Annotated in this window: 13 protein-coding genes; 3 read left to right on the forward strand and 10 right to left on the reverse strand. The window is 57.8% G+C overall.

Features of this window, described 5'->3' with window-relative positions; translation table 11 throughout:
* Positions 1 to 10: 10 nt before the first annotated feature.
* Positions 11 to 1054, forward strand: coding sequence for a tRNA dihydrouridine(20/20a) synthase DusA (gene dusA / locus A3709_RS07510; protein ID WP_156507608.1), 1044 nt, complete (start codon positions 11 to 13; stop codon positions 1052 to 1054).
* 13 nt (positions 1055 to 1067) lie between these two features.
* Complete coding sequence (gene tal / locus A3709_RS07515) at positions 1068 to 2027, forward strand: transaldolase (protein ID WP_066052438.1); 960 nt, start codon at positions 1068 to 1070, stop codon at positions 2025 to 2027.
* A 261-nt stretch (positions 2028 to 2288) separates the two neighbouring features.
* On the opposite strand, the gene A3709_RS07520 is transcribed toward tal, so the two are convergent.
* From A3709_RS07520 to tsaB, 6 genes are all read right to left on the reverse strand, one after another.
* Entirely contained in the window at positions 2289 to 3296 is a 1008-nt protein-coding gene (locus tag A3709_RS07520; RefSeq protein ID WP_066052440.1) for a tryptophan--tRNA ligase, read from the reverse strand.
* 54 nt (positions 3297 to 3350) lie between these two features.
* Positions 3351 to 4454 (reverse strand): DUF3524 domain-containing protein, encoded by a 1104-nt coding sequence (locus tag A3709_RS07525; protein WP_066052443.1) that lies wholly within the window; start codon positions 4452 to 4454, stop codon positions 3351 to 3353.
* On the reverse strand, positions 4455 to 5765 hold the full coding sequence (locus A3709_RS07530; protein WP_066052446.1) for a M18 family aminopeptidase: 1311 nt from the start codon (positions 5763 to 5765) through the stop codon (positions 4455 to 4457).
* Positions 5766 to 5779: 14 nt separating this feature from the next.
* Positions 5780 to 6652: an NAD(P)-dependent oxidoreductase gene (locus A3709_RS07535; RefSeq protein ID WP_066052449.1), complete on the reverse strand. Its 873-nt coding sequence runs from the start codon at positions 6650 to 6652 to the stop codon at positions 5780 to 5782.
* A gap of 10 nt (positions 6653 to 6662) precedes the next feature.
* Positions 6663 to 7466, reverse strand: coding sequence for an undecaprenyl-diphosphate phosphatase (locus A3709_RS07540; protein ID WP_066052633.1), 804 nt, complete (start codon positions 7464 to 7466; stop codon positions 6663 to 6665).
* Positions 7466 to 8167 (reverse strand): tRNA (adenosine(37)-N6)-threonylcarbamoyltransferase complex dimerization subunit type 1 TsaB, encoded by a 702-nt coding sequence (gene tsaB / locus A3709_RS07545; protein WP_066052453.1) that lies wholly within the window; start codon positions 8165 to 8167, stop codon positions 7466 to 7468. The genes A3709_RS07540 and tsaB overlap by 1 nt, the downstream gene beginning before the upstream one ends.
* A gap of 68 nt (positions 8168 to 8235) precedes the next feature.
* Between tsaB and mobA the strand changes: the two genes are divergently transcribed.
* Positions 8236 to 8838 carry a molybdenum cofactor guanylyltransferase MobA gene (gene mobA / locus A3709_RS07550; RefSeq protein WP_082849975.1) on the forward strand — a complete coding sequence of 201 codons (603 nt, stop codon included), beginning with the start codon at positions 8236 to 8238 and terminating at the stop codon, positions 8836 to 8838.
* 61 nt (positions 8839 to 8899) lie between these two features.
* Here the strand turns inward: mobA and A3709_RS07555 are convergent, their stop codons facing one another.
* From A3709_RS07555 to relA, 4 genes are all read right to left on the reverse strand, one after another.
* Positions 8900 to 9670, reverse strand: a complete 771-nt coding sequence (locus tag A3709_RS07555; RefSeq protein ID WP_082849976.1) for a hypothetical protein — start codon at positions 9668 to 9670, stop codon at positions 8900 to 8902.
* Between the two features lie 146 nt (positions 9671 to 9816).
* Positions 9817 to 10461, reverse strand: a complete 645-nt coding sequence (gene adk / locus A3709_RS07560; protein WP_066052457.1) for an adenylate kinase — start codon at positions 10459 to 10461, stop codon at positions 9817 to 9819.
* Between the two features lie 117 nt (positions 10462 to 10578).
* Positions 10579 to 11391: a nucleoside triphosphate pyrophosphohydrolase gene (gene mazG / locus A3709_RS07565; RefSeq protein ID WP_066052460.1), complete on the reverse strand. Its 813-nt coding sequence runs from the start codon at positions 11389 to 11391 to the stop codon at positions 10579 to 10581.
* Positions 11388 to 13622, reverse strand: a complete 2235-nt coding sequence (gene relA / locus A3709_RS07570) for a GTP diphosphokinase (RefSeq protein ID WP_066052463.1) — start codon at positions 13620 to 13622, stop codon at positions 11388 to 11390. Before relA ends, mazG begins: the two co-directional genes overlap by 4 nt.
* Positions 13623 to 13627: the final 5 nt, after the last annotated feature.

Consider the following 13627-nt stretch of genomic DNA (forward strand, 5'->3'; position numbering starts at 1 on the left):
GAGAGCCACCATGTCAGCCAGCCCCACCAAACTCAATCGCCGCTTTTCGATCGCGCCCATGCTCGATTGGAGTGATCGTCACTGCCGTTTTTTCTGGCGACAGCTGACCCGCCAGGCCTTGCTTTACACCGAAATGGTGACCACCGGCGCGTTGCTGCACGGCGACCGCGATCGCTTCCTGAATTTCAATGCAGAAGAACATCCCGTGGCCCTGCAACTGGGAGGTTCTGATGCCGTTGATCTGGCCCGGTGCGCCAAATGGGCCCAGGAGTGGGGCTATGATGAGGTTAACCTGAACTGTGGCTGCCCATCCGACAGGGTCCAGTCAGGCATGTTCGGAGCCTGTCTGATGGTTGCACCCCAGCGTGTGGCGGACGGTGTTAAAGCCATGCGAGATGCCTGTGAACTGCCAGTGACGGTCAAGCATCGCATCGGCATCGACGATATGGAGTCCTATCAGGAACTCATCGACTTTATCAGTCCAATTGCCGAGGCAGGCTGCGAGGTCTTTATCGTACACGCCCGCAAGGCCTGGCTGCAGGGTCTGTCACCCAAGGAGAATCGGGAGATCCCGCCGCTCAACTATCCCTGGGTTTACCAGCTGAAGCGGGACCTTCCGCACCTGGAAATAATCATCAACGGGGGCATCAAGAGCCTTGCTGAATGCCAAGATCATCTGCAACACGTCGACGGCGTCATGATTGGCCGCGAGGCCTACCAGAATCCGTGGATGCTGGCCGAGGTGGATTCGAGCCTTTACGGGATGGACAAAACCGTACAATCCCGCGATGATGTCATCGCTGGTTTGCTGCCCTATGTAGCCGACCAGCTCGAAGGCGGCGCCCACCTGAATCACATTACCCGGCACATTCTCGGCCTCTACCAGGGAGTTCCGGGAGCGAGGAAGTTCCGGCGCCACCTCAGCGAGAACGCTTACAAGCAACAAGCGGGACTTGAGGTACTCACCGAGGCACACAGACTGGTGCAGGAAGCGACGGCCTACGCCGAAGCCAGAAACCGGCAGCCGTCCGCAAACGAGTTCAGCGCCCACTAACAGGAACTCTGTAATGACCAGTAAACTGGACCAATTAAAGGCCATGACCGACGTGGTGGCCGACACCGGCGATATCGAAGCGATCAAACGTTTCGCGCCACTGGATGCAACAACCAACCCCTCACTGCTACTTAAAGCAGCAGCCCTCCCCCACTACGCCGAACTGCTCGATCAGGCTAAGCACTGGGCCACTGCCCAGGGCGGCTCCAATGAAGAACAGCTCAGCAACTGCTGCGACCGCTTTGCGGTCGACGTGGGCAAGGAAATTCTCGCCATTATCCCCGGCCGCATCTCTACCGAAGTCGACGCCCGCCTGTCCTTTGACGCCGAGGCGACCAAGGCCAAGGCGCGCAAACTGATCGGCATGTATGAAGAAGCCGGCATCAGCCGCGATCGTATCCTGATCAAGGCGGCCTCTACCTGGGAAGGCATCTGCGCCGCTGCGGAGCTGGAAAAAGAAGGCATTAACTGCAATCTGACGCTGTTGTTCGGCTTCGGCCAGGCCGCGGCCTGCGCAGACGCCGGTGTGTTCCTGATTTCACCCTTCGTGGGCCGTATCCTCGACTGGTACAAGGCCAACACCGATGTCGTCGTTGCAACGCCACAGGACGACCCCGGCGTGCAGTCGGTAAGTCGCATCTACGACTACTACAAGCAGCACGGCTACAACACGGTGGTGATGGGCGCGAGCTTCCGCAACACCGGCGAGATCGAAGCCCTGGCCGGCTGTGACCGCCTCACCATCAGCCCTGCGCTGCTGGAGGAACTCGCTGCCGACACGGGCGACCTGCCTCGTCAGCTCAGCGCCGACAACGCCAGCTCCGACGTCGCCAAACACAGCCCTACCGAGTCTGGATTCCGCTTTGACCTCAACGCCGACGCCATGGCCACCGAGAAACTGGCCGAAGGTATCCGCAACTTCGTGGTCGATCAGATCAAGCTCGAACAGCTGATTGCTGCTCGCTCGGTTTAATTTCTCGGAACTGTTCTTACTAGCCGGTTCGGGGTTTCTGAACAATCGGGCCACGCTTTTTACGCAGTCGAGGCGGCGGAGGGCTTTCCGTGGGGAGTGTCTGAGCAGTGCTCGAGGATTGCGCAGCAATCACACTCCGAGTTGCCCCGCGGCCTTAGCCGCCGGAGCGGAGTTTGTGGCCGTGAAGAAATCCGGAACGGCCATCGAAACAGCGGCTAGCGACAAGAGACCAGCAGTTTCAGCGGCGGGAATGGAAAACTATCAGCGAATCGCGGAAATTCCGACCGCTTCGCGGACATTGGCGATCAGCGCCGAAGAGTGCTCCCGCGCACGCTCGGCACCCTTGAGCAGCGTCTCTTCGATGTAGCCCGGATCATCCATAAGCTCGTTATAACGCTCCCGCGCCGCACCGATCTCGTCGTTCACCAGCTCAAACAACTGCTTCTTCGCCTCACCCCAGGCAATGCCATTTTCAAATTCCTTGCGCATCCGAGCAGTTTCAACCGCATCGGCAAACGCCGACCAGACCTGGAACACCGTAGAGTCATCCGGATCCTTGGGCTCGCCCGGCTCCAGCAGGTTGGTCTTGATCTTGTTGATGTGCTTCTTGAGCTTTTTCTCGGTCAGGAACAGCGGAATGGTGTTGTTATAGCTCTTGGACATCTTGCGTCCGTCCAGGCCCTGCAGCACCGCAACACTGTCGTCGACCACCGCCTCGGGCAGCGTGAAGACATCGGCGAAGTTGTGATTAAAACGGCCTGCAATGTCACGCGCCATTTCCACGTGCTGGATCTGGTCCTTGCCCACCGGGATCTTGTGTGCGTTAAACATCAGGATGTCCGCCGCCATCAGCACCGGGTAACTGAACAGGCCCATGGTGACTGCGAAATCCGGATCTTCGCCCGCTTCCTCGTTCGCCTGCACGGCGGCCTTATACGCGTGAGCACGGTTCATCAAACCCTTGGCCGCGTTGCAGTTAAGGACCCAGGTCAGCTCGGGAATTTCGGGGATGTCCGACTGGCGGTAGAACACCGCGTTGTCGGTATCCAGACCTAGGGCCAGCCAGGTGGCCGCGATTTCCTTGGTCGACTGACGCACCAGATCCGGGTCCTGACACTTGATCAGCGCGTGGTAGTCCGCCAGGAAAAAGAAGGACTCCACGGCATCGTCACGCGAGGCTTCAATCGCCGGCCGGATGGCACCGACATAGTTACCCAGATGAGGGGTGCCGGTAGTGGTAATACCCGTGAGAACACGCTGTTTGGCCATGAAATGCGCCCTTTGAGAAAAAGGCGCAATGATACCGGCTGGTGGGACGGCTGGCTATCCTGCCGTGGCCGCCAGGGCCGTCAATATGGCGGCGTAGCACGGCTGTAACGCTGCGACGGTGAAGCGCTCTAGCGCCACGTTCGGCCGCTGGCCACTGGTCAATATGTGCGCGAGTGACAATACCAGGGCGACGGCGTCTTCAGGCGAGTCGTAGCGAAGCTCAGGCGGGTAGATTTCCGGGTAGGCCAGCCGGTCAGGTACCAGCGGCACGCTACCCGCGAGCACCGCTTCCAGCACCGCCAGGCCCTGGAATTCATGCCCGGCCGTCGACAGAACCACGTCGGCACCGCCCTGCAAGGCGCGAAAGTCTGCTTCGTTTTCGACGAAGCCGAAGCTGACCAAACGGTGCGCAAAGGCCTGTTCCACCCGGGTGAACACCGCGGGCGAATTGCGAAACTGCTGACCTGTTACGGCCAGCTCATAGTCGAGGTTTGTGGTTTCCAGTCCCTGCAGAATGGCTTCCAAATCTTCGCCGCCCTTGTCGTGTTCAAAGCGCGCACTCCAGAGCAGACGCAACGGTCGATCTGGATACTCACCCTGACGACCCGGCCATGGCAGGGAGGCATCGGACGGATAAGTGTCGAGCAGCGGCACGGGCAATACCCCTGCTTTGCCCGCCAGCCGATCTGCGACGCCAGGAGGCACTTCATCGGGCATTTTACTTAACAGGCCTGCGACACCCGTGAGGAACGTATCGCGGTTGTAAGCGGAGTTAAACAGCAACTGGTCCGCTGCCAGCGCCGCGTACAGGCTGACCATCTGCGCCTCCAGCAGGCTGTGTTGCTGACGATCCTGAGGATAGACGAATTGATTCTCATGAAAATAGAGCAGCGAGGGTAGCCGGGCCAGGTTCGGGACCAGTCCGCGCAGCGTCGCCAGATCCACCATGGAGGTGGCGATGAGCAGATCGTAGTCGGCTTCGAGGGTGGCTCGCTCGGTCAGCGACCAACTGAGGGGGTTACTGCGAACCCGCCAGCTGAAGTAGCGCGGCGGCAGTTCCAGTTCGGTCCAACGCCACGCGGGGAACATCTCCCGCAGACCGCGCTGCCAGTAACGGTGACTCTGGGCAGCGTAGGCAGAGAGCAGGAGAACCTTCACTCAGCTGGCTGCCAGCGACCCCGGATGGTTGTAGAAGCGGCGTAGTACACGCGACAGATTGAAGGCGTCTTTGGTGCCGGCCAACTCCCGTATAGAGTGCATGCCAAAAGTAGGCACACCAATATCAAGGGTGCGCACCCCTACTTCCCCGGCAGTTATCGGACCGATCGTACTACCACAGGCCATATCCGTGCGCACCACGAATGACTGTACGGGCACGCCTTCCGCTGCTGCCAGCATGCGATAAAGGCCAGTCGTCTCGCTATTGGAGGCGTAGCGCTGATTACTGTTGATCTTGATTACCGGCCCGGCGTTGAGCAGCGGCCCGTGATTTTCGTCGTGCTTGTCGGCGTAGTTGGGATGGATACCATGCGCATTGTCAGCGGAGATCATCATAGAGCGTTCGGTGAGTGCGCTATAGCCTGCCAGGTCTCCCGCCAGTCGTTTCAGTACGCTCCCCAGCATGGGGCCCTGGGCGCCAACGGCTGACAGGCTGCCGACTTCCTCGTGGTCATTGCATACCAGCAGCACGGTAGCCTGACCATCCCACTGGAGCAGCGCCTGCAGTCCGGTATAACAACTCAGCAAGTTATCCAGGCGCGCAGACGCTAGGAACTCGCCCTTGAGCCCGGTGACGGCCGCCGGCTGCGTGTCGTAGAAACACAGTTCGTAATCCAGCACCTTTTCAACGCCGCATCCGGGATGTTCTACCACCAATTGTTCGCGCAGAATTTCCCTGAAGTCTGCTTTCTCATCTGCGCTTAGCTGACAGAGGATTGGCGGAATGTCTTTTTGTGGATTGACCGAACGATTTTTGTTGGCTTCGCGATCCAGGTGAATTGCCAGGCTGGGAATGGTGGCAATCGCCCGACGAAAATCGATGAGCGCAGTACGTAAGCTGCCAGCGTCACACTGAAACGATACTCTGCCCGCGAGAGACAGGTCGCGGTCAAACCAGGGATTAAGCAACGCTCCGCCGTACACTTCCACACCGAGTTGCAGGTAACCATGTCGCTGCCGCTCGGGCGCAGGCTTGACCATAAGGCAAGGGCTGTCCGTGTGTGCACCCACCATCCGCAGGCCCTCTATGGGGCCCAGTTTCTCACCGATGCCAAACGCCACGATCGAACTGCCGTTGCGCACAACATAGTAGCGGCCACCGGGTTGGATATCCCAGTCGGTATCCTCAATGAGTTGGCTAAAGCCTGCGGCTTCCAGGCGGCTGACCATCTCCGCGACGGCATGAAACGGCGTGGTAGCCCGTGCCAGAAACTGGCAGAGGTCTTCGTTGAACTGCTGCGAGTTATCCATACTGTACTCCTGATCTATTTACTGCGCTCGCGCATACGCGCGAACAGGCTGGAGGTGTCCCAGCGGCCACCTCCCATGCCCTGCACGTCGGCGTAGTAACCGTCCACAATTTGGGTAATTGGCAGTTCCAGCCCCATACGGCTCGCCTCTGCCAATACCATACCCAGATCCTTGCGCATCCAGTCCACCGCAAATCCGTGCTCATACTCACCGGCCAGCATGGTCTGGTAGCGATTTNCCATCTGCCAGGACTGAGCGGCGCCCTGAGAAATAACTTCAACCACGCCAGCAGAATCGAGACCCGCCTGCTCTGAGAACTCCAGCGCTTCAGCCAGCCCCTGTACCACGCCGGCGATACATATCTGGTTAACCATCTTCGCCAGCTGTCCACTGCCACAGGCACCGAGCAGGCGCACGCAGCGTGCGTAACACTGCAGCACGGGCTCAGCCATGGCAAAGGTCTCCGCCTCGCCACCCACCATGACGGTTAATACGCCGTTCTCTGCACCCGCCTGACCACCGGATACCGGGGCATCGAGAAAACCAATACCCTGATCGGCAGCAGCGGCCGCCAATTCGCGGGCGAGCTCGGCGGAGGCCGTCGTGTGATCGACAATAACGGCTCCACTCGCCAGGCCGGCCAGCACACCTTCGTCACCGTAGATCACCGATCGCACATCGTCGTCGTTACCCACACAGACAAACACCTGGTTTGCTTCAGTCGCTGCAGCGGCCGGTGTCAGCGCCATGGCGCCGCCGTATTCATCTACCCAATCCTGGGCTTTGCTGACAGTACGATTGTAAGCCGTGACCTCATGACCAGCGCGCTGCAAGTGTCCGGCCATCGGATAGCCCATGACCCCCAGGCCAATAAATGCGAGTTTCATGTATTTTCCTCTAGCTGCCCAGCCAGATGCTGAAGAGCACAATGGCCAGGGCAATGCGATAATAAACAAAAGGCCGCATTCCTACCCTGTCTAGCAGGCGCAGGAACAGCGCAATACACGCGTAAGCAGCAACCCCGGACACCACGGCACCCAGCGCCATCATTGGCACGTCAAAGGGCTCGCCCAGCCCCATCAGCTCCCAGGTTTTCAGGCCACCAGCGCTGGCAATAATTGGAATAGACAACAAAAAAGAGAAACGCGCAGCGTCCTGGCGACTCATATTCAGCATGAGCGCCGCAGTTATCGTAACGCCAGAGCGCGAAACGCCGGGTACCAGTGCCACTGCCTGTGCACATCCGATAAACAGGCCGCGCCAAAATGTCAGCGGTTCATCGCCAGGCGTGCGCTCTGCGTGGTGGTCGGCAAGACCCAGCAATAATCCGAAGATCAGCGTGGTACTGGCAATGACCAACAGACTGCGCGCGTGGTCTTCAATAAATTGCTCCAGAATTATGCCTGCCAGGCCCGCAGGAATGGTGGCAAATCCCAGATACCAGACCATCCGGCTATTGACGGTGGTGCCCTGCCCGGCCAATGAACCAAACCAGTCCACGGCAAGTTCACGCAATGTCTGGCGATAGTAGTACAACACCGCGACCAGCGATCCCACATGCACGGCGACATCAAACGCCAGCCCCTGGTCGGGCCATTCAAGTACCAGCGAGGGTATAACCAGGTGCGCAGAGCTAGAGATGGGCAGAAATTCAGTCAGCCCCTGCACCAGGGCCAATACGATAGCTTGAAAAGCATCGATCACGACGGTTTGCCCTGTTCATGAATTTTTTTCCAGTTAACCTCATCGCGCACATACACGGGATGTACATCTGCCGCTTTCTGAGAAGTGCCTGACGCCAGCATTCGGCGCGCCGCAGGTATCAGGTCACGCGCCTCGGGAAGCACCTGAGCGTGAACCGCCGTTAGTACTTTCTGCACTGATTCGGGAAACTGATCGACAAAAGCGCATCCATCGCCGATCGCCACCATTTGCGCAGGCAGTTCCGCAATCGTCATCTGTTCGGGTTTTACGCCCGCTGCGGCCTGAACTTCGAACACCTCATCGCCTTCGATGCGATACAGGGCGAAATAGACTTCCTTGATTCGAGCATCGAGGCAGGACAGCACATAGCCGCCCTCCTCCACCAGCCCCTCGCGCAGCGCTGTCTGCACCTGGCAGGCCAGCGTAGAAACCGGTACTGCAGGAACACCTGCTGAAAACGCCAGCCCCTGCACTGCACTCGCAGCAATCCGCAGCCCGGTAAACGACCCTGGCCCCGAGCCATAGGCGATGGCGTCGATATCTTTGACACCATCAGGCAACAGTTCACGGAGCATGCTAAACAGGCGTTGGTTATGCTGCCGCGCCGCCAGTTCGTGGCGATGCTCAGTGTTACCATCACGCCAAAGAGCGACGGAACAGGCTTCAGTGGCCGTTTCAATGGCAAGTATGCCGGTCATGGTTTCTCGGTATGCCGCTACAAATGTTAAGCTGCGATTATCCCACAGGCACCGTCGAGTAAGAACCGTTGGCTGACGAAAACCTTTTTCCCGCAAATACAATCACAGGACTACTGCTGGCTGGAGGCGCAGGACGACGCGTAGGCAACCGCGATAAAGGTACATTGCCCTGGCGCGGCCGGCCTATGGCCACCCACTGTGTCGAGCGAATGGCGCCACAGGTCAAGGAACTGTATATCAGTTGTAATCGCAGTCAGGCGTTCTACAACCAGTTCGACTGCGCACTGATTAGTGATGAGAGAGCAGATTTCCAGGGTCCGCTGGCGGGCGTGGAAGCCATGGCCGGTCACTGCAAGACCGAGTTTCTATTTCTAGCGCCTTGCGATACACCGCAACTGCCGTTGGACCTGGCCCAGCGTCTTTTAACAGCCCTGCAGCACAAACCCGGCGCAAATATCAGCTACGCGCGCACCGTACAACGTGAACACTACCTATGCGCGTTAATGCGCGGCTCATGCCTCGCAACAGTAAGTGACTTCCTCGACACTGGCGAACGGGCTGTCAGACTATGGTACGGCCAACAGGGGGCCGTCAGCGTGGATTTCAGCGACACAGCCGAGGCCTTTATCAATATCAATACCATGACGGATGTCATGGTCACAGCTGAATAGCGGGCATAAAAAAACCTGCTGTCATCGCTGACAGCAGGTTTCTCATACAAACTCGCGGCGTTTACTTCTTCTTCGCTGCTTTTTTCTTTGGCGCTGCCTTCTTCTTTGGTGCTGCCTTTTTCTTGGCTACTGCTTTTTTCTTAGGAGCTGCCTTTTTGACTGCGGGCTTTTTCTTCGCTGCCGCTTTTTTCTTAGGCGCCGACTTTTTCTTGGCTGCGGCCTTGGCTTTGGCAGCAGACTTCTTCTCTGCCAAACTCAATTGCTTGGCCAGTTTTTTCTCCAGGTCAGTCAGCTTTTTGGCGTCTGCCTTGGCGCGAGCTTTCACCCAACTTTCAGCAGCTTTGGCCATGGCAATGGCTTTGTCTGCTTCAGCTTTAGCTGCCAGTTCGGCTTTACGTACTTTCAATTTCTCGTCTGCCGCAACTTTGAGTGCCTTCAGGCGAGCCGCTTCGGCCGTATCAGCCAGACGCTTTTTGGCGTCAGCCATTTTTTCACGCATGGCCCTAATACGCGCACTGTTCTTGGCAGAAGCATTTTGTGCACTTTTCACAGCACGTTTGTTAGCTGCTGTGGCTTTTTTGGCTGCCTGCTTACGCGCTGCTTCCAACTTCTTACGCGCGCCTGCAAGCGACTTCTTCTCTGCATCCAAAGCCTTTTGAACTTTAGCCAGAGTTTCAGTAGCTTTCGCTACTGCGGGAGATACTGCTTGTTTTTTCGCTACTGCTTTGCGTTTTGCTGCTGTTTTCTTAGCTGCTGGACGCTTCTTAGCCGGTGCCTTTTTACGGGAAGCCGGCGCCTTTTTTGCTGTAGTTTTCTTCTTTGCCGTTGCCATTACGTTCATCTCCAGGGAAGTTATTAGGTAACGCAGTTCAAAAATAGCAACAAAGTTAAAGGCTTACAACAAATGCAAACGGTTTTTCATAGGCAAAAAAAAGGAGCCGGCGGCTCCTTTTTTACTGCAAAAACCGTTTTTACGCGTCAACCAAGTTCGTCGAATACGCGATCGCGAATTTGTTCGACACTGCCCACACCTTCTATTCGGTGATAGGCAGGCGCATCGCTGCCCGTCATATCCTGATAAAAGTCGACCAGTGGACTGGTTTGTTCGTGATAAATTTCCAGGCGCTTGCGAACAGTCTCTTCCTGGTCATCGTCACGCTGCACTAGTGCTTCGCCGGTCTCATCATCCACGCCTTCAGTCTTCGGCGGATTGTGAATAACGTGATAGACGCGACCAGAGCCCGGGTGTACACGACGGCCACTCATGCGGGACACAATCTCTTCGTCGTCCACGGCAATCTCAACGACATGATCAATACTGACACCCTCTTCCACCATGGCCTGAGCCTGGGGGATCGTGCGGGGAAAACCATCAAACAGAAAACCAGAGGCACAATCGTCTTCAGCGATACGTTCTTTCACGAGACCAATAATGATGTCGTCTGACACCAGACCGCCGGCATCCATCACTTGCTTGGCTTCGATGCCCAGCGGGGTTTGAGCCTTGACCGCGGCACGGAGCATGTCGCCGGTGGAAATCTGGGGAATACCGAATTTTTCGGTAATGTATTGGGCCTGGGTGCCTTTTCCGGCGCCCGGGGCGCCCAGCAAAATCAAACGCATTGACGAGGTTCCTCGTGATAATATCGGCCGCCGTCAACAGCGGCTTGGCTAGGTTGGTAACGTGGGAGGAAAGTAACCATACACAGCGGGTTGCGCGGATACAACCCCTACCTTTCGCTAGGACTGAGCGGCCTTGGCACGCTCCCAAAGGGCGTCCAGAGCAGCCTCGTCGAGCTGGTCGAGAGACTCGCCATTCTTGCGCGCTATTTTCTCCATAGCTTGGAATCTCTGCTCGAATTTACTCGAGGCGCGGCGCAAAGTCGTTTCGGCATCCAGCTTTAGGTGACGGGCCAGATTGACGCCGGAAAACAGCACATCTCCCATCTCGGATTCAATCTCGGCAGCCTCTCCCTCACGAAGTGCAGCCCGCAATTCACCGATTTCTTCCTCCAGTTTTTCCAGCACCGGCTCTACATCCGGCCAGTCAAAGCCGACTGAGGCAGCCCGCTTCTGTAGCTTTTGTGCCCGCGGCAGTGCCGGCAGCGCTACCGGGACATCCGCCAGGATGTCATGAAGGTCACGCTCGCCACGCTCCTGCTGTTTTATGGCTTCCCAGCTGGCGTTGACCTCAGCTTCAGTGATATCACCGCCGACGACTCCTTCGATATCACCATTGGCGAACACGTGCGGGTGACGCCGTACCAGTTTCGCAACCAGGGTATCGACAATTTCGCCAAATTCGAACAACTGCTGCTCTCGCCCCAGCTGACTGTAGAAAATCACCTGGAACAACACATCGCCAAGCTCCTCGGCAACATGACCGAAATCCTGTTCTTCAATGGCGTGCGCCAGTTCGTAGCACTCTTCCAGCGTCGACGGCACGATACTGGCGAAGTCCTGCCTGAGGTCCCAGGGACAGCCGTGCTCCGGATCGCGTAAACGCTCCATCACCCTGAGCAGATCGTCGATCGTATATTGACTGCGGCTCATTCAGCTGTGCACCGATTCGCGGAAATCACATTGTGCAAACGGTTGATCCGCTCCAAAAGCTTGGATAGCGACGCCAGATTTGGCACTTCAACCCGCAGGCGCATGGTCGCAGTGTGGGACTTCTTGTTGGTCTGGGTATTGATCGACAACACATTGATATGGGCGTTGGCGAATAAGCCGGTAATATCGCGCAGCAGACCGTGGCGATCATAGGCTTCAATCGCCACATCCACTTCGTAGTTATCGGTGGGCGCGCCACCCCATTCGACTTCAATCACCCGCTCCGGAGATGCCTCCTGGAGTTTTACCAGGCGTGCGCAATCCGTGCGGTGAATACTGACGCCGCGACCCTGGGTAATGAACCCGGTAATGGCGTCGCCGGGCAGCGGCTTGCAACAACCCGCCATGTGATTGAGCAGGTTACCGACACCATGCACCTGCACCTCGCTACGGTAGCGGGTCGCCCCCGGCCGGGCCAGCTTGAGCTCGGGTTCGGGGCGGCGTTCTACCAGGCCCTGGGCTGCATTCAGGACCTGGCTGGAGACGAGTTCCCCGGAGCCGACCAACGCAAACATGTCCTCAACGGATTTCGCACTGACTTTGCGAGTGATGCGCTGGTAGTCGACGCTGGTAAGCGCCAGACGCCTGAACTCCCGCTCCAGCAACTGACGCCCGGCGGCAATATTTTCCTCGCGCGCCTGGGACCGGAACCAGTGCTGCACCTTGGCTCGCGCCCGAGAGGTGCGCAGATAGCCCAGCCCCGGCTGCAGCCAGTCGCGCTTGGGCTGGCCTTCATTACTGGTGAGAATTTCAACTCGCTCACCGGTCTTGAGCTCATAAGTAAGGGGCACGATCGACCCGTTGACTTTAGCGCCGCGACAACGATGACCGACTTCCGTATGGACGTGATAGGCGAAATCCAGCGGTGTCGCGCCGTGGGCGAGATTGACGACATCGCCATCTGGCGTAAAGACATACACCCGATCCTGGGCGACATTGAAGCTGAATTGTTCGGCGACCTCGTCGGCGTCACCCGTTTCCTCATGCCAATCGAGTACCTGGCGCAACCAGGCAATTTTTTCCTCGTAGGTGCTGGCCATGCCATCACCACCATCAGAGCCCTTGTAGCGCCAGTGTGCACAAACCCCGAGCTCGGCTTCTTCATGCATCTGGTGGGTGCGGATCTGTACTTCCAGGATTTTCCCTTCCGGGCCGATTACCGCGGTATGCAGTGAGCGATAGCCGTTCTCTTTAGGGTTGGCGATATAGTCGTCAAACTCGTTGGGAATGTTGCGCCACAGGCCATGCACCAGCCCCAGCGTCGCGTAACAGTCCTTCACCTCTGGTACCAGGATGCGCACCGCGCGAATATCGTAAACTTGGGAAAAGCCAATACCCTTGCGCTGCATTTTGCGCCAGATACTGTAAATGTGTTTCGCCCGACCCTCGATTTCAAATTCAAGGCCAGCGCCACCGAGGACGCGACTGAGCAACTCTTTAACATCAACGATAAACTGATCGCGTTCAAGGCGCTTGCCGTCCAACAGCCGGGCAATTTTGCGATAGGCATCGGTGTAGATGTAGCGGAACGACAAGTCCTCAAGCTCCCACTTGAGATGACCAATGCCGAGCCGGTGAGCCAGCGGTGCATACACGTCAAAGACTTCCCGGGCGACCAGTTCACGGCGCTCCTCGTCATTCTTCACCGCGCGGATCGCGCAGGTCCGCTCCGCCAGTTTGATCAGCGCCACCCGCACATCGTCCACGAGCGCAATCAACATCTTGCGTATGTTGTCTTTCTGGGCGTGTGCCTGGCCTAGCACGGGATGCTCCTGGTGCAGGCGCAGCTCGCCGATGGCAGCCATGCGCAATACGCCCTGTAGCAGCTCCTCTACCTCTTCACCGAACCGGGCTCCCACCTCTTCGAGGGTAATTCGCTTCTCGCGCACAGCCCGATAGAGCACACCGGCTACCAGGCAGGAGGCCCCCACGTGCAGCTCCGCGAGAATTAGTGCGGTGTCCAGCCCCGCCGCGAAACAGTCGCTTTCGGTCGCCCAGTCGCCGGGGTCTTCGCCCTCGCCTGCCGCCAATTGCTGCAGCAATCGACAGGCTTCCAGCAACTGGCCTCCATCCTGGTCATCGAGGCTGATGGCCAGGTGTTCAACCCACTCATCGAGGTCAACGGCTGCGCCACTGGCGGGGTCGGGAAGTTGTTTGCGAACCTGGACCATGTAAT

Source organism: Halioglobus sp. HI00S01 (genome assembly GCF_001635445.1).
GTDB classification, from domain to species: Bacteria; Pseudomonadota; Gammaproteobacteria; order Pseudomonadales; family Halieaceae; genus Halioglobus; species Halioglobus japonicus.